Source organism: Alkaliphilus peptidifermentans DSM 18978 (assembly GCF_900101495.1).
In the GTDB taxonomy this organism is placed as follows: Bacteria; Bacillota; Clostridia; order Peptostreptococcales; family Natronincolaceae; genus Alkaliphilus_C; species Alkaliphilus_C peptidifermentans.
On the sequence record NZ_FMUS01000011.1, the window covers coordinates 112,985 to 133,170 of the forward strand.

At 31.3% G+C, this 20,186-nt stretch carries 20 protein-coding genes and 1 rRNA gene; 12 read left to right on the top strand and 9 right to left on the bottom strand.

Annotated elements, in window-relative coordinates:
- The first annotated feature begins 113 nt into the window (after positions 1-113).
- Entirely contained in the window at positions 114-383 is a 270-nt protein-coding gene (locus BLP68_RS09710; RefSeq protein WP_091542944.1) for a TMEM165/GDT1 family protein, read from the top strand.
- A 295-nt stretch (positions 384-678) separates the two neighbouring features.
- Here the strand turns inward: BLP68_RS09710 and noc are convergent, their stop codons facing one another.
- The 9 genes from noc to rpmH all read right to left on the bottom strand — a co-directional run bounded on the left by noc (position 679) and on the right by rpmH (position 8,221).
- On the bottom strand, positions 679-1,476 hold the full coding sequence (gene noc / locus BLP68_RS09715; RefSeq protein WP_091542946.1) for a nucleoid occlusion protein: 798 nt from the start codon (positions 1,474-1,476) through the stop codon (positions 679-681).
- Positions 1,477-1,597: 121 nt separating this feature from the next.
- On the bottom strand, positions 1,598-2,317 hold the full coding sequence (gene rsmG, locus BLP68_RS09720) for a 16S rRNA (guanine(527)-N(7))-methyltransferase RsmG (protein WP_330389129.1): 720 nt from the start codon (positions 2,315-2,317) through the stop codon (positions 1,598-1,600).
- Positions 2,318-4,207 (bottom strand): tRNA uridine-5-carboxymethylaminomethyl(34) synthesis enzyme MnmG, encoded by a 1,890-nt coding sequence (mnmG, locus tag BLP68_RS09725; protein ID WP_091542947.1) that lies wholly within the window; start codon positions 4,205-4,207, stop codon positions 2,318-2,320.
- Between the two features lie 333 nt (positions 4,208-4,540).
- A complete protein-coding gene (gene mnmE, locus BLP68_RS09730) occupies positions 4,541-5,926 on the bottom strand; it encodes a tRNA uridine-5-carboxymethylaminomethyl(34) synthesis GTPase MnmE (protein WP_091542949.1) in 1,386 nt (461 codons plus the stop codon).
- Between the two features lie 139 nt (positions 5,927-6,065).
- Positions 6,066-6,686 carry an RNA-binding cell elongation regulator Jag/EloR gene (jag, locus tag BLP68_RS09735; protein ID WP_091542950.1) on the bottom strand — a complete coding sequence of 207 codons (621 nt, stop codon included), beginning with the start codon at positions 6,684-6,686 and terminating at the stop codon, positions 6,066-6,068.
- A gap of 1 nt (position 6,687) precedes the next feature.
- A complete protein-coding gene (locus BLP68_RS09740) occupies positions 6,688-7,347 on the bottom strand; it encodes a YidC/Oxa1 family membrane protein insertase (protein ID WP_091542952.1) in 660 nt (219 codons plus the stop codon).
- A gap of 20 nt (positions 7,348-7,367) precedes the next feature.
- On the bottom strand, positions 7,368-7,583 hold the full coding sequence (gene yidD, locus BLP68_RS09745) for a membrane protein insertion efficiency factor YidD (protein ID WP_091542954.1): 216 nt from the start codon (positions 7,581-7,583) through the stop codon (positions 7,368-7,370).
- Between the two features lie 19 nt (positions 7,584-7,602).
- Positions 7,603-7,938: a ribonuclease P protein component gene (gene rnpA, locus BLP68_RS09750; RefSeq protein WP_091542956.1), complete on the bottom strand. Its 336-nt coding sequence runs from the start codon at positions 7,936-7,938 to the stop codon at positions 7,603-7,605.
- 148 nt (positions 7,939-8,086) lie between these two features.
- Complete coding sequence (rpmH, locus tag BLP68_RS09755) at positions 8,087-8,221, bottom strand: 50S ribosomal protein L34 (protein WP_091542958.1); 135 nt, start codon at positions 8,219-8,221, stop codon at positions 8,087-8,089.
- 598 nt (positions 8,222-8,819) lie between these two features.
- On the opposite strand from rpmH, the gene dnaA reads away from it, so the two are divergent.
- The 11 genes from dnaA to BLP68_RS09810 all read left to right on the top strand — a co-directional run.
- The gene (dnaA, locus tag BLP68_RS09760; RefSeq protein ID WP_091542960.1) at positions 8,820-10,160 is read left to right on the top strand and encodes a chromosomal replication initiator protein DnaA; all 1,341 of its coding nucleotides are present in this window, start codon (positions 8,820-8,822) and stop codon (positions 10,158-10,160) included.
- A gap of 221 nt (positions 10,161-10,381) precedes the next feature.
- Complete coding sequence (dnaN, locus tag BLP68_RS09765; RefSeq protein WP_091542961.1) at positions 10,382-11,488, top strand: DNA polymerase III subunit beta; 1,107 nt, start codon at positions 10,382-10,384, stop codon at positions 11,486-11,488.
- Positions 11,489-11,611: 123 nt separating this feature from the next.
- Entirely contained in the window at positions 11,612-11,821 is a 210-nt protein-coding gene (locus BLP68_RS09770) for an RNA-binding S4 domain-containing protein (RefSeq protein ID WP_091542963.1), read from the top strand.
- 31 nt (positions 11,822-11,852) lie between these two features.
- Positions 11,853-12,956, top strand: coding sequence for a DNA replication/repair protein RecF (gene recF, locus BLP68_RS09775; RefSeq protein ID WP_091542965.1), 1,104 nt, complete (start codon positions 11,853-11,855; stop codon positions 12,954-12,956).
- An 86-nt stretch (positions 12,957-13,042) separates the two neighbouring features.
- Positions 13,043-13,342, top strand: coding sequence for an extracellular matrix regulator RemB (gene remB / locus BLP68_RS09780; RefSeq protein ID WP_091542967.1), 300 nt, complete (start codon positions 13,043-13,045; stop codon positions 13,340-13,342).
- A 111-nt stretch (positions 13,343-13,453) separates the two neighbouring features.
- Positions 13,454-15,364, top strand: coding sequence for a DNA topoisomerase (ATP-hydrolyzing) subunit B (gene gyrB, locus BLP68_RS09785; protein WP_091542969.1), 1,911 nt, complete (start codon positions 13,454-13,456; stop codon positions 15,362-15,364).
- Between the two features lie 16 nt (positions 15,365-15,380).
- Positions 15,381-17,819 (top strand): DNA gyrase subunit A, encoded by a 2,439-nt coding sequence (gyrA, locus tag BLP68_RS09790; RefSeq protein ID WP_091542971.1) that lies wholly within the window; start codon positions 15,381-15,383, stop codon positions 17,817-17,819.
- 139 nt (positions 17,820-17,958) lie between these two features.
- Complete coding sequence (locus tag BLP68_RS09795; protein WP_091542973.1) at positions 17,959-18,276, top strand: STAS domain-containing protein; 318 nt, start codon at positions 17,959-17,961, stop codon at positions 18,274-18,276.
- Positions 18,277-18,319: 43 nt separating this feature from the next.
- Positions 18,320-18,745 carry an ATP-binding protein gene (locus BLP68_RS09800; RefSeq protein WP_091542974.1) on the top strand — a complete coding sequence of 142 codons (426 nt, stop codon included), beginning with the start codon at positions 18,320-18,322 and terminating at the stop codon, positions 18,743-18,745.
- Positions 18,745-19,542 carry a SigB/SigF/SigG family RNA polymerase sigma factor gene (locus tag BLP68_RS09805; protein ID WP_091542975.1) on the top strand — a complete coding sequence of 266 codons (798 nt, stop codon included), beginning with the start codon at positions 18,745-18,747 and terminating at the stop codon, positions 19,540-19,542. Before BLP68_RS09800 ends, BLP68_RS09805 begins: the two co-directional genes overlap by 1 nt.
- Before the next feature lie 401 nt (positions 19,543-19,943).
- Positions 19,944-20,186 (top strand): 16S ribosomal RNA (locus tag BLP68_RS09810); the annotation flags it as partial.

Sequence of the window (20,186 nt, forward strand, 5' to 3'; positions counted from 1 at the left end):
ACCTTTTCCTTCATAGTTATATATAAACTAATTTTGAAGCTATCAAAATAACATATAGCATTTAATCTTTTTCGTTAATATTAATTTTAACACAAGCAAAGGGGAGGCAGTTTATGTTTAGAACAATTATAACAACTTTTTGTATAGTTTTTATTGCTGAATTAGGTGACAAAACTCAATTGCAGACAATGCTACTTGCTACCCAATCAAAATCTATATGGCCTGTATTTATTGGGTCTTCATTGGCTCTAATCTTGAGCTCTTTTATTGGTGTTTTTGCGGCAACTCATTTGAATAAATTTATAAATCCTAATATACTTCAAACTGCAGCTGGTATTATATTTATAGTTTTCGGCATATTGACTCTGTCTGGTAAAATGTAGCCTCCATAGTTATTTATAAACATATTGTTCAGACTGTTTAAAATCCTCCATCTTATTCGTTGCTGCAAAAAACCAGCACCCTTGCGTATTACGTATACGCTGCCTTCGCTGCTTTTTTTTGCGTCTCCAATCTGAATAATTTTCAACAGTCTGGATATTGTTGACTTTTTCAACAATTTCAACTTATTGTTTTAAGTTTTTTTATAAAACGCATAAAAAAGACCAGCATTTAATTTTACTGGTCTTTTAAATGGTTTTTTCTATAAACTTAAAGATAATCAATGTTAAGCAATCTTTATGTTTTAGGTATTTTTACTATCAATTCTATATATTCTCCACAATCGACTTGCTTTAACTCAGCATTTTCTTGTTTATCTTTAATGGCTTCAAAGGCTTGTTTAATAGTATTGATGTAAATTTTATAGTTCATGAAACTTCTAACCTTCTGTCTGCTCTTTGGTTCATCTTCCTTGCTTATCTCTTCAGCAATTGCTGTTATTGTTTCTTCAGTCTTTTTTACATTATAACCATTTTTAATGACTTTTTGTAAAACCAATTTCCTTAACTCATCATCCGGTAACTTCAGCAAAGCTCTTGCGTGTCGTTCAGATAAGTTGTTTTCTAGTAAAAGTGTTTTTATTTCTTCTCCTAATCTAAGAATTCTAAGCTTGTTAGCAATAGTAGATTGATTTTTTCCTATTTGAACAGCTAACTCCTGCTGTGTAAAATTGTGATCCATAATTAAGTTGTTATATGCCTCTGCTTCTTCAATAAAGTTCAAATCTTCTCTTTGTAGATTTTCAATTATAGCTATTACTGCTGAGTCTTTATCGTTATATTGATTATGTATTATAGCTGGAACCCTTTCTAGCTTGGCTAGCTTTGCAGCTTTTAATCTTCTTTCTCCTGCAATTAATTCATATTTATCATTACCAATCTTTCTTACACTAATAGGTTGAATTATGCCATAGGCTTCTATTGATTGACTTAATTCTTCTAAACTTATTTGAGAAAAAGACTTACGTGGTTGATAAGGGTTGGGAATTATTAAATTGATGGATATCTCCTCAATTTCCTTTTTTGCATTATTCATCCTATATCTCCCTCTCTTCTTTAGCAAATTCATAAGTAAGATTTCTATAAAAATTAGTTGAATCCTGCTTTTAAATCGTTGAGTTTCCAACTTTCGTTTTACAAAATACAACTTTTTTCATCTATCTTATGGGATTCTTGCTTGGTTTTCCTGCTTTTCTTGGATATTTTGTCGGAGTATGTTTAACTTTTTCAATTATAACTATTCTATGCTCAATATCACTAAAGGGTAATTTTACCACTTGTTCTTCTACAGGTTTTCCTCCTAAAAGATCAATTGCCTTTTTTGCTTCTTTTAGCTCTTCCTTAAGCTGAGGGCCTTTTTGACATATAAAAAAACCTCCCACCTTAACAAAGGGTAAACAGTATTCAACAAGGACATTTAGAGGAGCTACTGCTCTGGCTGCAGCATAATCATATTGCTCTCGATGTCCTTCTAGCTGCCCATAGTCCTCTGCTCTACCGTGGACAAATTCTACTTCTTTTAAATCTAATTGATCACAAACTTCTTTCAAAAAATCTAGCCTTTTGTTTAATGCATCTAGTAGTGTCAGTCTTATATCTGATCTCATCACCTTTATGGGGATGCCTGGAAAACCAGCCCCTGTACCTACATCTATTAATTTTCCTTTCGTTACATTCTTTACCTTAAGACATGAAATCGAATCAAGAAAGTGTTTAATTGCAACATCTTTTTCCTCTTCTATGGATGTAAGATTCATTTTTTTGTTCCAATCTATTAATATGTCCTTATACTTTATTAGTTTCTGTACTTGTTGATCATTAATTTCAATTTGAAATTCATGACACCCATCTTTTAGTATTTTGTTCATCAATGACATTTAATCTATCACCACTTTCTGACGTCTTTTTTGCTCTAAATATACTAGCAATACTGAAATGTCAGCAGGAGAAACTCCTGAAATTCTTGAAGCCTGTCCAACAGATAAAGGCTTAATGTTGTTTAACTTTTGTCGCGCCTCTATCCTAAGGCCACTAATTAATGTGTAGTCTAAGTCATCTGGAATTTTTTTGCTTTCAAGTTTTTTAAACTGATCTATTTGCTTTAATTGTTTATCTATATATCCCTCATACTTAATTACAATTTCGCATTGTTCTTCAACCTTTTCACCAATGTTATCTTCGTGGTAGCTATCCAGCCCTTTAATCTCTTTATAAGTTATCTCAGGTCTCTTCAAAAGGTCATATAAGGATATCCCTGCTTTAACCAATGAACTTCCGATTTTATCTAATACGGGGTTTACTTCCTGTGGTGAAACATTGGTTTTTTTTAGCTTCTCCATTTCCATTTCTATTTTATGTCTCTTATCACATAGCCTTTTATATCTTTCCTCGGTAGTTAACCCTACTCTATAGCTCTTTTCTGTAAGTCTTAAGTCTGCATTATCCTGTCTTAACACTAATCTATATTCAGCTCTAGATGTCATCATTCTATAAGGCTCATTTGTTCCCTTTATAACTAAGTCATCAATAATAACTCCTATATATGCCTCCGATCTATCTAATATAAAGGGCTCTTCCTCTCTTATTCTTAATACCGCATTAATTCCAGCCATAAGTCCCTGAGCAGCAGCCTCTTCGTATCCAGATGTCCCATTAAATTGACCAGCACAAAAGAAATTACTTATATGCTTCAGTTCAAGAGATGCCTTTAATTGAGTAGGATCTATACAATCATATTCAATTGCATAGGCTGGCCTCATTATTTCTGCCTTTTCTAAGCCAACTACAGATCTTAGCATTTCTACCTGTACTTCAACTGGCATGCTTGTCGACATGCCTTGTACATACATTTCCTTTGTTTCCAATCCTTCTGGCTCAATGAAAAGCTGATGAGTAGGCTTATCTTCAAATCTCACTATTTTATCCTCTATTGATGGACAATACCTTGGACCTACTCCTTCCATGTCTCCTCTATAAAAGGATGATCGTCTTAAATTGCTCTTTATTATTCTTAGGGTTTCAGAAGTTGTTCTTGTTAACCAACAAGGATGCTGGTCCATCTTTATCTCATCATTTAAAAATGAAAAAGGGACAATTTTCTCGTCACCAGGTTGAATTGACATCTTTGTAAAATCTATAGAATCCCTATGAATCCTAGCTGGTGTTCCGGTCTTAAATCTTCTTAAGTTACAACCCAGTTCCCTTAACCTCTCAGATAGATAATTAGCAGCAAAAAGGCCATTTGGCCCCGACTCATAATTAACTTCTCCCATAAAAATTTTACTTTTCAAATAAACTCCAGTGGCAAGGACGATAGCCTTCCCTTCGTATACACTTCCAGTTCTTGTTATAACCCCATTTGCTTGATTGTTTTCTACTATAATATCAATAACTTCTCCCTGTATTAAGTCAAGATTTTCTTGATTTTCTATAGTTTTTTTCATTTCAATATGATATTTTGTTTTATCTGCCTGGGCCCTAAGAGAATGAACTGCAGGCCCCTTTGCAGTATTAAGCATCCGACTTTGTATAAAAGCTTTATCAATATTGATTCCCATTTCACCACCGAGGGCATCTATTTCCCTTACCAGATGTCCCTTACCAGTTCCACCTATTGAAGGATTACAGGGCATCATTGCTATAGCGTCTAATGTTAAGGTAATCATTAATGTTTTACAACCCATCCTTGCGGTTGCTAAGGCAGCTTCGCACCCAGCGTGCCCAGCTCCTACGACAATAACGTCGTATGCTCCAGCATGATATTTCATAAAAACCTTTCCTCCCTTATTCAAAATACTACTGTTTGTAAAATGATTTACAACCTTTTTTATATTTTTCCATTAAGTTGTTAATCTTTTAAATACTCTATTTCTTTCTAGTTTTCTTTTAAATACTAACCTCTTAATTTTCAATCTTTTGATCTTTCTTGTTTTCATTCAACATTCAACATTTATCTTTTATCACTCTTTACTCTTTACTCTCAGCTCTCAACTCTTAATTCTTAATTCTTAATTCTTAATTCTTAACTCTTAACTCTCAACTCTCAACTCTCATTTTTCAATTGGTTCATAATTCTTCCCTCTTAACTCATATAGTAAATTCTATTTTCCTATGCAGAAGTTAGCGAAAATATGATCAATTAGATCTTCACCTACAGTTTCTCCAGTTATTTCTCCTAAATAATCCCACACATTTTTATAATCCACTTCAATAAAATCCATTGGCATTTGCCTCTTTACTGCTTCAATACCATCCCTTAAGCTATTTATGGCCTTTTCTAAGGCATCCTTATGTCTAATATTAGTAACCATTAAATTGTTTTTTGTCTTAATATCGCCCTTATAAACAATATCAACCAATGTCTTTTCTAATTCATCTAACCCAACTTCTTCCTTTAAGGATATGCTTATTATTCTCTTCTCCCCAATTAATTGATGAATTTTTTCCATATCTATTTTTATTGGTAAATCAGTTTTATTAATAATAACAATTATCTTTTTATCTTGAAGCATTTCAATAATTTCAATGTCATCTTTAGTTAATTCTCTGGAAGCATCCAACATGAAAATTACTAAATCTGCCTTATTAAAGAATTCCTTTGATTTATTTACGCCTATCCTCTCCACTATATCATCTGTCTCTCTTATACCTGCAGTATCAATAATTTTTAAAGGTATTCCTTGAATATTAAGCTGTTCTTCTATAACATCTCTAGTAGTTCCAGGAACTTCTGTTACTATTGCTCTTGACTCTCTTAAAAGGGAATTCAATAAAGAGGATTTCCCTACATTAGGTTTACCTACAATTACAGTACTTAATCCCTCTCTTAGTATCTTACCTGTATCTGCAGTTTCCAATAGGTTCGACATTTTTGCTTCCAGTTCAATGCTTTTTTGTAGAAGATAATCAAGGGTAACCTCGTCAACATCCTCCTCAGAAAAATCTATGGATACTTCTATATGGGCAAGTAGCTCTAATACTACCTTTCTCATTCCTTCAACTCTTTTTGACAATGCCCCTTCCAGCTGATCAAAAGCTACATCGAATCCTTTCTCAGTTTTAGCACTAATTAAATCCATAACGGCCTCAGCCTGTGCTAGATCTATCCTACCATTCAAAAATGCTCTTTTTGTAAATTCACCTGCTTCTGCTAAACGGGCTCCTTTTCTTAATACCAGTTGAAGTATTCTCTTAACAGGAATCATACCACCATGACAGTTAATCTCAACTATATCTTCCTTGGTGTAAGTAAATGGTGCCCTCATGTACACTACTAGTACCTCGTCTATTTTTTCCATATTATCTGGATCAACTATATGTCCATAAGTTATTCTTCTTTGCTGTTGTTGGCTGAGTTTTTTGTTATTGTTGGCTTCGAATATTACATCAATAATTTCAATGGATTTTGGTCCACTTATACGAACTATTCCAATTCCTGCCTCCCCTGAAGCAGTGGCTATGGCAGCAATAGTATCATCAATAAACATAGCTTCACCTCAATCGAATTTTTTCATAATTAAGTATTGAAAAATCTATTTATTATTAACCTATTTGTATTATACCAAATTTTACTTAAATCAATTATTTTTTACAATAAAAAACCCAGTAGAAATACTGGGTCGAAAGCTACTTTTTTATAGTAATTACTACTTTTCTATAGGGCTCTTCACCCTCACTATAGGTTTGCACATAGGGGTTACCCTGTAGTGAAGCATGTATAATTCTTCTCTCATACGGATTCATTGGCTCTAATACTACAGTTTTTCCAATTTTTCTTACTTTTCGTGCCATTTTATTAGCTAATCTTATTAAAGTTTCTTCTCTCTTTTCTCTATAGTTTTCAGTATCTATAAATACCTTTAAGTAGGTTTCTCTGTCTTTATTAACAACCAAACTAACTAAGTATTGAAGAGAATCAAGTGTCTGACCTCTTCTTCCTATAATAACCCCCATATTGGGTCCAGCTAGTACAATATTCAAGTTATTTCCTTCAATTTCAGCCTGATACTCAACTTCTAACTCCATTGCTTTAAATACTTTTTTTAGAAACTTTATTGCTTCACCTCCGGGATCATCAACTACAGTTAATTTAACTCTAGCCATTTTAGTTCCTATTAACCCTAGAAATCCCTTAGTTGGTTTTTCAAGTATATCTATTTTAACTTGCTCTTTATTTTTTTTTAATTCACTTAAACCTGTCTCTATTGCTTCTTCAACGGACTTTCCTGTTATTTCTATTGAGTTCATACTAATTAGAACCCTCCTTCGCTTTAGCATAGGGCTTTGTAATTATAATTTGTTGAACTGCTTGAAAGACATTGCTGACAACCCAATATAAAGTTAATCCAGCTGGAAAACTTCTTCCCCACCAAAATATCATCAAAGGGAAGAAATATGTCATCATTTTTTGTGTTTGATCATTCTTATTAGCAGACATTGTTATACTAGAAAGATAAGTTGTAGCTCCTGCTAAAATTGGTAAAATCCACACATCAGGATCCGTTAAGTTTGGTAACCATAAAAAACTAGTATTAATTTGCTGATAGATTTCTTCAGATCCAAAAACATATAGTCCGGGATTTCTAAGGGCTGCAAAAAGCCCAATAATAACAGGAAATTGAATTAATAAGGGAAGACACCCTCCAAATGGACTAACCTGATGCTCTTTATATAATTCCATTGTTTTAACATTCAATTTTTCCTTATCATTTTTATATTTTTCCTGCAACTCTTTGATTTTTGGCTGAATCTCCTGTAACTGCTTCATAGATCTCATTTGCTTTAATGTTAATGGAACCATTATTAATTTTACTACAATAGTAAAAACTATAATGGCAAGACCATAGTTACCAATTAAGTCGTAAATTATTTTTAATAACGAACCTAATGGTTGGGCTAATGCATTCAAATTTAAAACCCCCTACTCACCTATTTTTTTAATAAGGGGTCATATCCTCCTGGATGAAAGGGATGACACCTTAATATTCTCTTAATCGTATAATAACTTCCTTTTATAAACCCATATGTTTTATAAGCTTCTATGCTATAACTAGAGCAGGTTGGATAAAATCTACAGGTTTGTCCCTTTATAGGAGATATCCATTTTTGGTATATTTTAATTAGCCAAATACATATACCTGCCATTATATCACTCCGTTTACACTCATTTATGTACTTTCATTTTCCTTATTAAATGTAGCATAGCGCTTTCAATTTCTTTATAATTAGCTTCTTTACAATTTTCTCTTGCAATAAAAACTATATCATAGCCGATTTGAACCTTGTTGACATTTAATCTATATGACTCCTTTAGTAGGCGTTTAACTCTACTTCTAACAACACTTTTTCCTACTTTTTTAGAAACAGTAAATCCTACTCTATTAACTTCAGTAAAATTCTTCATTAAATAAATAATGAGTAATTTATTAGCCATAGAATTTCCGTTTTTATAGACTTTTCTAAAGTCATCATTTTTTCGTAGCCCATCACTGGCTTTCATTAACCTAACAACTCCTATATATAGAAAACCTTCTTTATAAAAAATAGTCATGGTCTAATATGTACATTTAGGAAATTATGAATCTCCGCATAATTGCCAACGTTCATAATTTCCTTTGTATTACAGAAAAAGGCCACATAGTGCGGCCTTATGCAGTTAATCTTTTTCTGCCCTTTAATCTACGTTTTCTTACAATGTTTCTTCCATTACTAGTTCTCATTCTTTTTCTAAAGCCATGTTCTTTTGATCTCTGTCTTTTTTTAGGCTGATAAGTTCTCTTCACGAAATACACCCCCTTCAAGTACTACAAGTACTTCTATATGTCATAGTTATTATCGTAATAATTAAATACTAGTCTCCAGTACTTAAAAATAATACAACTAGATTATAACTATATTGCAGTCTACTGTCAAGATAAAAGCTTGTAAGGCTTTGTGGATAATTTCTTGTGTAAATGTTTTTTTTTGTGGATATTTTATTAAATTTGTTGAAAAGTCAATTTGTATTTGATATTATTAAAATACTTGTTGATAACTTTCTGTATTTTATCAACAATGTCAGTTTTTATACACATCTTGTGGATAATGTTGTGCATAACTTAGAAGTTTCCCTTGTTTTATCAATATTATGTATCATTTTTACTATTTTTTTTTGTGTATTAAATAAATGTTGCCATTGTAGATAACTATTTTATATAATTAATTTAGACCCCTTTTCACTATTATATCCACATGCTTGTTAATAACTTTGTTATATATATTTTAATTCAAAATTTTAAAATTAATCCTCTCTTATCTAAAATAATTGTGGATAAATATGAGTATAATTATTTTTTATTACTATAATTTTTATTAAATCTACAACAGTTAGGGGGCTGTTATATGTATGATAACCTGCCTGAAGTATGGGAAAGAACTCTTGATCTAATTAAAACTGAGCTTACTGAAGTTAGCTTTAACACATGGATTAAGACAATAGAACCCATTTCTCTGGAAGAAAAGCACATTGTATTAGGCGTTCCAAATGATTTTACTAGAGGTATATTGAATACTAGATATATTACCTTATTAAGTAATGCACTTAAACAAGTTACCAGTAAAAAATTTGAAATTGAATTTGTAGTTCCTTCTGAAGAAACCATTAAAAATCCCAAGAAGGATCAGCATAAAAATTCTAAAACACAGCTTGAAATCTTAACGTCTACAACATTAAATCCAAAATATACCTTTGATACCTTTGTTATAGGAAATAGTAACCGATTTGCCCATGCAGCTTCTGTTGCAGTTGCCGAAGCACCTGCTAAAGCCTACAACCCTTTGTTCATTTATGGAGGTGTTGGTCTAGGAAAAACTCACTTAATGCATGCAATAGGTCACTATATACTTGAAAATAATCCTAAATCAAAGGTTGCATATGTTTCTTCTGAAACCTTTACTAATGAACTAATTAATTCTATTCGTGATGATAGAAATGTAGAGTTTAGGAATAGGTATAGAAATGTAGATGTCCTACTTGTCGACGATATTCAGTTCATTGCTGGTAAAGAAAGAACACAAGAAGAATTTTTCCATACTTTTAATGCCTTACACGAATCTAATAAGCAAATTATAATTTCAAGTGATAGGCCTCCTAAGGAAATACCTACTCTAGAGGATAGACTAAGATCTCGCTTTGAATGGGGATTAATAACTGATATTCAACCACCAGACTTTGAAACTAGAATAGCTATTTTAAGAAAGAAAGCACAAATGGAGGATATCGAGGTTCCTAATGATGTAACTATTTATATTGCAAAAAAAATCCAGGCTAATATTAGAGAATTAGAAGGAGCTTTAATTAGAATAGTTGCATATTCTTCTTTAACGAATAGTGAAATATCAGTAGACCTAGCCAGTGAAGCATTAAAGGAAATATTCTCATCAAAACCAAAACAGTTGAATATTGCAACAATTAAGGATGTTATTTCTAAAAAGTTTAATATTAAATTAGAAGATATTGACTCAAAAAAGAGGACAAGGGCTATAGCCTATCCACGACAAATAGCTATGTACATTACAAGAGAGTTAACGGATTTATCTTTACCTAAAATAGGTGAAGAATTTGGTGGAAGAGATCACACAACTGTAATGCATGCCCATGACAAAGTATTAAATGATATTAAAACAGATCAAAATTTTAAAGAAAGAATAGAAGATATAATAAAAGAATTAAAGGGAGATTAATAAACAGGCTATTGTTAATAAGCTGTTGATATGTTTCTAGAGGCAAATTTGGACTTAATATGTGGATTATTTTTTACAGTTTGCTCACACTTTATACACAGAGCTCCTTGTTTTAAGTTCAATTTAAATTCTAGTTATCAACATTTCAACAAGCCCTATTACTATTACTACTCTATATTTCTTTATTCTTTCTATATCTTATCTAAAGGAGGTTATCCACAGTGCATATAATTTGCCCTCAAAAATCCTTACTAAATAGTATAAATATTGTTCAAAAGTCAGTATCTACTAAAACGACACTTCCTATATTAAGAGGTATATACATAGAAGCTGCTTCTAATCAATTAAAAATAGTAGGAACGGATCTTGAAATTGGAATAGAGAATTTAATAGAGGCAGAAATATTAGATGAAGGAGCTACCGTTATAGATGCTAGACTTTTTAGTGATATCATCAGAAAACTACCGGATGCAGATATAGATATAAAGCTTATTGATAACAATCAGGTGAATATCAAATGCTTAAATGCTGAGTTTAGTATTGTATGCCATAACCCAGATGATTTTCCAGATTTACCTGAAATAAGTGAAGATAATTTCTATAAAATTCCACAAGAATTATTTAGAAATATGATTAAACAAACAGTATTTGCTACATCACAAGACGAATCAAGGCCAATTCTGACAGGTGTATTATTAGAAATAGATCAAAATTCTTTGAATATGGTGGCTTTAGATGGATATAGATTAGCCCTTAGAAAAGGAAAAATCCAGTCAGATATAAGTAATAAAGCAGTAATACCAGCTAGAACATTATCTGAAGTAGCACGAATACTTGAAGTTGACAATGAGAAGCCAATTGAAATATGCTTAACAGAAAATCATGCACTTTTTATTACTGGTAAGACAAAATTAATATCAAGGCTGCTAGAAGGGGAATTTATTAATTATAAACAAATACTACCAAAAGAATATAAATCGAGGGTTAAAATAAATACAAGAAATTTATATAATAGTATTGAAAGAGCTTCACTACTTGCAAGAGAAGGAAAGAACAATCTAGTCAAACTCATTATTAATGACGATAAAATGATTATTACTTCAAATTCAGAATTAGGAAAAGTACATGAGGAAATAGTGATTTTACTAGAAGGAGATGACATTGAGATAGCCTTCAATTCAAAATATTTTATGGATGCTTTAAAGGTTTTTGATGATGAAGAAATATATCTTGATTTTACAACTAATATTAGTCCTGGTATTATGAAACCAGTAGATAATGAAAATTACACCTATTTAGTCCTTCCCGTAAGAGTATCTTCCAACTAATTTCTTTGGCCCAGCAAAAGCTGGGTTATATTTTTATTTATAAGAGAATTATACCTTTGTATGGATTATTTTATATATTATGGAAGAAAATAAGACTATTATAGACAGTGAAGGAGTTATAGTATGATAAAAAAAATAAGAATAGAAGAAGATTTTATAAAGCTAGACCAACTTCTGAAAATTTCTGATATTGTAGGAAGTGGTGGACAAGCAAAATTAATGATTTTAAATGGAGATGTAAAGGTTAATGGTGTCACTATAAATCAACGTGGTAAAAAAATTAGACCAGGTGATATAGTAATTGTAGAAGATATTAAAATACAGGTTGAATAATAATTAATTGGGATGATATAGGGGGATTCAAATGTATTTAAAAGAGCTTAAACTTTTGAACTATAGAAATTATGATTCTTTACATATAGAAGTTCATCCTAAATTAAACATTATAGTTGGTGAAAATGCTCAAGGGAAAACAAATGTAATAGAGGCTATATATTTATGTGCTATAGGTAAGTCCTTTAGAACTAATAAAGATCAAGAGCTTGTTAAATTAGATAAAAAGCAGGCTTATATAAAAGCAATATTAGAAAAAGCAAATGGTGAAATAGAAATAGAAATGAAATTAGATAAAGAAGAAAAGAAAAAAATTAAGGTAAATAGGATTCCTTTAATAAAAATGGGTGAATTATTAGGAAACCTTAATGTAGTAATATTTTCTCCGGATGATTTGAAAATTATTAAAGGTGGCCCAGTTGAAAGAAGAAGGTTTATAGACAATGAAATATGTCAAATTTATCCTAAATATTATTATCATTTAAATCAATATAATAGAATACTTCAGCAGAGAAATAAACTACTAAAGGATAATCGAGGAAAAAAAATTGATTTAGATATTTGGAATCATCAGTTGGCTAATGTAGGAGCCTTCATTATTTACAATAGAAGAAAATTTATTAAAAGGATAGGTATTCTTGCAAAGCTTATGCATAGGAAAATTACTGATGAAATTGAATCATTAGAAATTATATATGATAGCAGCATTCCCGTTGTTGAAAAGGATGAAAATAATGATATAACAGAAAAATTTTTGTCTGAATTAAAAAGAACTTGTGACGAAGAAATATTAAAGAAAGCTACAGTAGTTGGACCCCATAGAGATGATTTATTAATAAAAATAAATAATATGGAAGTAAAAAATTATGGATCACAAGGCCAACAAAGGACAGCTGTCTTATCTTTAAAAATGGCAGAATTAGAATTTATAAAGGGAGAAGTAGGGGAATATCCAATACTTCTATTAGATGATGTAATGAGTGAATTAGATACTAATAGACAACAATATTTAATTAATAATTTAAAAAATATACAAACCTTTATTACAACAACAATTATAGAACAATTAAAAACAAAAGAAATTAACAATAGAATTTTTTATGTAAAAAAAGGTGAGATAAGAATAAAAGACTAATTTACAAAAATAATCCATATTATCTTTTATTCATTGGTAATAAAGGTTATAATAAAGGAATGGAGTAAAAAACAGAGGTGATTTATATGTTTCTTCATCTAGGTGGAGAAGTAGTGGTTCATAAGAAGGAAATAATTGCTATATTCGACATACAATCTACATTAAAGGCAAAAAATAGTAGAATGTTTCTACAAACCTGTAAGGATGAAGGCTTCATAAAAGAAATTTCAAACGAGGAGCCTAGGTCCTTCATATTAACTGAAAGAGTCATAAATAAGAAAAAGACCGGAAAGAAAAGTATGAAAACTATAATTTATTATTCACCCATATCAGCATTAACATTACAAAAACGAGCGGGATTTATTGATGGGACAGATAAATATTAGACTAATCTGCTTGACAGAGTATTTAAAAAATATTTAAGTATTGGTCAGCAGTTTATTTATGTAATATAAATTTATTAACAGTTTTTATATATGTCAGTAGGAGGTAGCGAAATGGATAATAGAACACAAGAGTATGGTGCTAATCAGATTCAAGTCCTCGAAGGATTAGAGCCAGTAAGAAAAAGGCCAGGAATGTACATAGGAACTACTGGACCAAGAGGGTTACATCATTTGGTTTATGAAGTAGTTGATAACAGTATTGATGAGGCTCTTGTTGGGGTTTGTGATAAAATTTTAGTAGTGATAAGAAAAGATAATTCAATTATGGTGGAGGATAATGGTAGAGGAATACCCATTGATACACATCCTAAAACAGGAAAATCTACACTTGAAACAATAATGACTGTCCTACATGCTGGAGGAAAATTTGGTGGTGGTGGTTATAAGGTTTCAGGTGGTTTACATGGAGTAGGTGTGTCTGTAGTAAATGCATTGTCAGAGAGTGTACAAGTTGATGTAAAGTTAAACGGAAAACATTATAGGCAATCATACGAGAGGGGTAATCCAATTAATGAATTAGAGATGATTGGTGATACTACCGAAAGAGGGACTACAACTATATTTAAACCTGATGCAGAAATATTTGAAGAAACAGAATATAAATTTGAAACACTAGAATATCGTTTAAGGGAGTTAGCCTTTTTAAATAAAGGATTAACAATCGTATTAAAGGACGAAAGAGAAGAAATGGAAAAAGAAAGCACCTTCCATTATGATGGTGGTATTGTTGAATTCGTTAAGCATTTAAATAAAAATAGAGAAGCAGTACATGAAAAGGTAATATATTTTGAAAAAGAGAAAGATAGTACTGTAGTTGAAATAGCAATGCAATATACAGAATCTTACACAGAAAATATATTTAGTTTTGCTAATAATATTAATACTCAAGAAGGTGGAACCCACCTAATTGGTTATAAATCTGCAATGACAAGGGTTATAAATGATTATGCAAGAAAAATTAATTACCTAAAGGAAAAGGAACCTAATTTATTAGGAGAAGATATAAGAGAAGGATTAACTGCAGTTATTTCTGTGAAATTGATGGAACCACAGTTTGAGGGGCAAACAAAAACAAAATTGGGTAACAGTGAAATAAGAGGAGTAGTTGAAGGAACAACAGCAGAATATCTTGAAGCATTTTTAGAAGAAAATCCAACAGAGGCAAAGGCTATTGTAGAGAAAGCACTTAAGGCCCAAAGAGCAAGAGAAGCTGCTAAAAAAGCTAGAGAATTAACAAGAAGAAAAGGGGTATTAGAAAACACTTCTCTCCCTGGTAAGCTTGCTGATTGCTCTGAAAAAGATCCTGCTTTATGCGAAATTTACCTTGTTGAGGGAGATTCTGCTGGAGGTAGTGCAAAACAAGGAAGAGATCGAGCTACTCAAGCGATATTACCCTTAAGAGGAAAAATACTAAATGTAGAAAAGGCTAGGTTAGATAAAATACTCAGTTATAATGAGATTAGAACAATGGTTACAGCCTTTGGTACTGGAATCGGATCAGAGTTTGATATAGGAAAGCTTAGATATCATAAGATTATCATTATGACTGATGCTGATGTTGATGGGGCCCATATTAGAACACTATTATTGACCTTCTTTTTTAGATATATGAAGCCACTTCTAGAGATAGAGCATATATATATAGCTCAACCACCTTTATATAAATTAAAAAAGGGTAGAGATGAGTATTATTTATATTCAGAAAAAGAATTAAATAAAAAGCTTGAAGAAATTGGTAGAACAGGAATAGCAATACAAAGATATAAAGGGTTAGGAGAAATGAATCCTGAGCAATTATGGGATACAACTATGAATCCTGATACTAGAACTTTATTAAAGGTAAATATTGAGGATGCTGCAGCAGCTGATGAGATATTTAATACTTTAATGGGTGATAAAGTGGAGCCAAGAAGAGAATTTATCGAAAAAAATGCTAAATACGTTAGTAATTTAGATGTATAAAGTGGGGGGATACTAGATGATTGAAGAGAAGGACAAAATCGTCCCTATTGGTATTGAAGATGAAATGAAAAAATCATATATTGACTATGCCATGAGTGTTATAGTTGGACGAGCATTACCAGATGTAAGAGATGGCTTAAAACCTGTACATAGACGAATACTTTATGCTATGACAGAATTAGGACTAACACCAGATAAACCATTTCGTAAATCTGCACGTATTGTTGGTGATGTTTTAGGTAAGTTTCATCCACATGGTGATACTGCAGTTTACGATGCAATGGTAAGAATGGCACAGGATTTTTCAACTAGATATCTTTTAGTACATGGTCATGGTAATTTTGGTTCAGTGGATGGTGATAGCGCTGCAGCAATGCGTTATACTGAAGCAAGGTTATCTAAAATTTCTATGGAAATGATAAGGGATATACATAAAGAGACTGTAGATTATATTCCTAACTTTGATGATACCCTTAAGGAGCCTTCAGTATTACCTAGTAGGTTTCCTAATCTTTTAGTAAATGGATCAAACGGTATTGCAGTAGGTATGGCAACATCCATACCACCTCATAATTTGGGAGAAGTAATTGATGGATTAATTAAGATGACAGAAGATCCTGAAATTGATACAGAGGAACTAATTAAATATATTAAAGGACCTGATTTTCCAACAGGGGCTCAAATTATGGGGAAAGAGGGAATAAAAGAAGCCTACAGAACAGGCAGAGGTAAAGTTAAGGTTAGAGCTATTTCTAGTATAGAAGAAATGAAGAATGGTAGGCAGCAAATTGTTGTTACAGAAATACCGTATCAAGTTAATAAAGCTAAACTAATTGAAAAAATAGCAGATTTAGTTCGAGACAAAAAAATTGAAGGTATATCTGATTTAAGGGATGAAAGTGATAGAACCGGAATGAGAATTGTTATAGAGCTAAAAAGAGATGCTAATGCAAATGTTGTATTAAATAAATTACATAAGCACTCTCAAATGGAAGATACCTTTAGTATTATTATGATTGCTCTTGTAAAAGGACAACCTGTTCTATTAAAGCTAAAGGATATACTTAAGCATTATTTAGAGCACCAAAAAGAAATAATAACCCGTAGAACACAGTATGATTTAACTAAAGCAGAAGAGAAAGCACATATATTAGAAGGATTAAAGATAGCATTAGATAATTTAGATAGAGTTATTTCTTTAATTAGGTCTTCTGAGACAGTGCATATTGCCAAGGCTGGTTTAATAGAGCAATTTAAGTTATCAGAAAAACAGGCTCAAGCAATATTAGATATGAGACTACAGAGACTAACAGGCTTAGAAAGAGATAAAATCGAAGCTGACTTAGAAGAAACTTTAGCTTTAATAAAGGAGTTAAAAGAAATTTTAGCAAGTGAAGAATTGATACTTAATATCATTAAAGAAGAATTACTAGAAATCAAAGAAAAATTTAATGATGAGAGAAGAACTCAAATAGTTTTTGATGAAGGTGAAATAAATATAGAAGATTTAATTGATGAAGAAGATGTTGTAGTTACACTAACACATTTTGGATATGTAAAGAGACTACCTATAGACACCTATAAGAGTCAAAGAAGAGGTGGAAAGGGTGTAACTGGTGTAACAACTAGAGAAGAGGATTTTGTAGAAAAGTTAATTATAACATCAAGTCATGACTATTTATTATTCTTTACAAACAAAGGTAGAGCATATAAGTTAAACGCCTATGAAATACCAGAGGCAAAGCGGCAAGCAAAGGGAACAGCTATAATAAACCTTTTACAATTAACGCCTAATGAAAAAATAGCTGCGATAATTCCAGTAAGTAGAAATTGCCCAATTCAATATTTGATTATGGCTACAAAGCATGGAATTATTAAAAAGACTCAGCTTTGTCAATTTGAGAACACAAGAAAAAGTGGGTTAACTGCAATAAGTATAAGAGAAGATGATGAATTAATTAGTGTTAGAACAATTGATGAAAATCAAGAAATTATTATAGTAACTGTTAATGGTATGTCTATTAAGTTTATGGAAAAAGATGTTAGGGATATGGGAAGAACAGCTATGGGTGTAAAATCCATAAACCTATCAAAAGAGGATGAAGTAGTAGCTATGGAGGTTGCTACTGAAGAAAAAGATTTAATGGTTGTTACAGAAAAAGGTTTTGGTAAGAGGACAAATATTGGTGAGTATCGTCTTCAAACCAGAGGTGGTAAAGGAATAAAAACATATAATATAACAACTAAAACAGGTAAACTTATAGGTGCAAAAACTGTTAGTAATGATGAAGAAATACTGTTAATTAATAATGACGGAACAGTTATTAGATTAAATGTTAAGGATATTTCCAAGATGGGAAGAAATACAAAGGGTGTTACTTTAATGAGAACAGAAGGAGACCAAAAAATTGTATCACTTGCTTTAATTCCTTTACATGAAGTTGAAGAAGAGTAAAAAAAGTGTTTATTAGTAAAAAGGTATCATTGCTAATGGATACCTTTTTCTAGTAAAACAAAACATTGTTTAAAAAAATGTTTCATTTAAAATTTAATGGGTAATAATAATTTGCAGAAAAACTAAGGGGGGTTAATGTATGTCCTTATTAATCAAGAATCAATTTGACGAACAGCAAAACCAGTGGCATATTGAATTAGAAGGAGAAGTAGATATTTACACATCCGCGCAGTTAAAAGAAGCATTTATAAAACTAATTGAAGAAAAAAAAGAAGCTATAAAGATTGATGCGAAAAATTTAGAATACATAGACAGCACGGGTTTGGGTGTATTGATAGGTGCTTTAAAAAGGCTTAAAGAGTATAACAAGGACATAATTATTATAAACATAAAGCCTAGCATAAAGAAGCTTCTAAATATAACGGGATTAGATAAAATATTTATTATTGAGGGGTGAACAAAAAAATATTATGTATAATATAATAAAGGAGCAAGCAAATATGAGTAAAGCTATAAATGATCATATAAAACTATCTATACCTAATAAACCTGAATATGTAAGTGTTGTTAGATTAACCGTTGCTGCTATTGCCAATAGAATGGGCTTCGATATTGAAAAAATTGAGGATATTAAAGTAGCAATAGCTGAAGCTTGTACTAATGCAATTACCCATGGAAAAAAAGATGATCAAGAAAATTTTGATATTGAATTTATTTTAAAAGAGAAAAAGTTAACTATGATAGTATGTGATAGTGGAAGAGGATGTATTACTGATGAAATTAATATTCCTGATTTAAATAACCTTAAAGAAGGAGGGTTAGGAATATTTATAATTAAATCATTAATGGATGAAGTAGAAATAGCTTCTGATATAGGAAAAGGCACTATAATTAGAATGTCAAAATATATGGGGGATGATTATTAATGAAAAGCGTAGCAAAAGCTACTAACTCAATAAAGTCAATTCAATCCCTAAAAAAAATGACAGACAAAGAACTATTTTTATATTATACAAATAACAGAAACATTGAAATACGTAATGAATTGGTAAATAGAAACTTGTACATAGCAGAAATATTATCAAAAAAATTTATTAATAAGGGAATTGACTATGAAGATATTTATCAGGTCGCATCTCTAGGGCTTATTTATGCTATCGAAAGGTTTGATGTCAATAAGGGATTTGAATTTTCTAGTTTTGCAACACCCACAATTATAGGAGAGATTAAAAAACATTTTCGTGATAAGGGATGGTCAATACGAGTCCCAAGAAGAATACAGGAATTGTCTAAACGAATAAATGGTGCTAAAACTGTTTTACATCAAAAACTACAAAGAAGTCCATTAATAAAAGATATTGCTGAATATTTAGAGTGTACAGAGGAAGAAATTATAGAAGCAATGGAAGCAAGTCAAGTATATACTCCAAAGTCCTTAGACCTTACCTATGATAATGACGGGGAAGACAAGGATATTCAATTAATGGATTTAATAGGTCAAACGGATAAAAATTTCGATTTTATCGAAAATAAAGATTTTCTTGATAAAACTGTAGAAAAATTAAATGAAGTAGAAAGAAAAGTACTTAAGGATAGATTCTTTAAAAACAAAACGCAAATGCAGGTTGCAGATGAACTACAGGTTTCACAAATGACTGTTTCAAGAATGGAAAAGAAAATAATTGAGAAGTTTAGAAAAGAATTAAGCAAGAGTCTAGATTAATATTATTATAAATATATAATGTAGGAAATATAAAGGAAGAATATAACAGCTAAAATACAGTTGACTTACGGGTATAGGGATGGTATAGTAGTAAAAGTCGCCTCTAGGGGCGGCAACAAACAATACTAACAAAAGAAAAAATTATTAATAAAAAAGTGGTTGACATAATGTGAAAAAGAGTATATATTATATAAGCGGCTTTAAAAATAACAGGATTCAACAAATTAAAGCGGCGAAAAAAACACTTGACACATTAAGCACAAAAATGATATAGTAGTTAAGCTGTCACTTGACAGTGATTGAAATAAAAACTTTGAAATTACAGGTCTTTGAAAACTAAACAGTATAGATATTAAGCCAGCAAAAAAAACACATCTTTTAAAAAGATGTACCCAGAAATTTTGATTAAGAGTTTGATCCTGGCTCAGGATGAACGCTGGCGGCGTGCCTAACACATGCAAGTCGAGCGGAGTTTATTAAAGGAAGTTTTCGGATGGAATTTAATAAACTTAGCGGCGGACGGGTGAGTAACGCGTGGGCAACCTACCCTGTACAGAGGGACAACAACGGGAAACCGTTGCTAATACCTCATAAAACCCTAAAGGGGCATCCCTTATGGGTCAAAGAATTTCGGTACAGGATGG

Bases quoted from the DNA above. Each gene is read 5' to 3' on its own strand.
- BLP68_RS09710 (WP_091542944.1), top strand. From the start codon at position 114: ATGTTTAGAACAATTATAACAACTTTTTGTATAGTTTTTATTGCTGAA.
- noc (WP_091542946.1), bottom strand. From the start codon at position 1,476: ATGAATAATGCAAAAAAGGAAATTGAGGAGATATCCATCAATTTAATA.
- rsmG (WP_330389129.1), bottom strand. From the start codon at position 2,317: ATGTCATTGATGAACAAAATACTAAAAGATGGGTGTCATGAATTTCAA.
- mnmG (WP_091542947.1), bottom strand. From the start codon at position 4,207: ATGAAATATCATGCTGGAGCATACGACGTTATTGTCGTAGGAGCTGGG.
- mnmE (WP_091542949.1), bottom strand. From the start codon at position 5,926: ATGTTTATTGATGATACTATTGCTGCCATAGCCACTGCTTCAGGGGAG.
- jag (WP_091542950.1), bottom strand. From the start codon at position 6,686: ATGAACTCAATAGAAATAACAGGAAAGTCCGTTGAAGAAGCAATAGAG.
- yidD (WP_091542954.1), bottom strand. From the start codon at position 7,583: ATGGCAGGTATATGTATTTGGCTAATTAAAATATACCAAAAATGGATA.
- rnpA (WP_091542956.1), bottom strand. From the start codon at position 7,938: ATGAAAGCCAGTGATGGGCTACGAAAAAATGATGACTTTAGAAAAGTC.
- dnaA (WP_091542960.1), top strand. From the start codon at position 8,820: ATGTATGATAACCTGCCTGAAGTATGGGAAAGAACTCTTGATCTAATT.
- BLP68_RS09770 (WP_091542963.1), top strand. From the start codon at position 11,612: ATGATAAAAAAAATAAGAATAGAAGAAGATTTTATAAAGCTAGACCAA.
- recF (WP_091542965.1), top strand. From the start codon at position 11,853: ATGTATTTAAAAGAGCTTAAACTTTTGAACTATAGAAATTATGATTCT.
- remB (WP_091542967.1), top strand. From the start codon at position 13,043: ATGTTTCTTCATCTAGGTGGAGAAGTAGTGGTTCATAAGAAGGAAATA.
- gyrB (WP_091542969.1), top strand. From the start codon at position 13,454: ATGGATAATAGAACACAAGAGTATGGTGCTAATCAGATTCAAGTCCTC.
- gyrA (WP_091542971.1), top strand. From the start codon at position 15,381: ATGATTGAAGAGAAGGACAAAATCGTCCCTATTGGTATTGAAGATGAA.
- BLP68_RS09795 (WP_091542973.1), top strand. From the start codon at position 17,959: ATGTCCTTATTAATCAAGAATCAATTTGACGAACAGCAAAACCAGTGG.
- BLP68_RS09800 (WP_091542974.1), top strand. From the start codon at position 18,320: ATGAGTAAAGCTATAAATGATCATATAAAACTATCTATACCTAATAAA.
- BLP68_RS09805 (WP_091542975.1), top strand. From the start codon at position 18,745: ATGAAAAGCGTAGCAAAAGCTACTAACTCAATAAAGTCAATTCAATCC.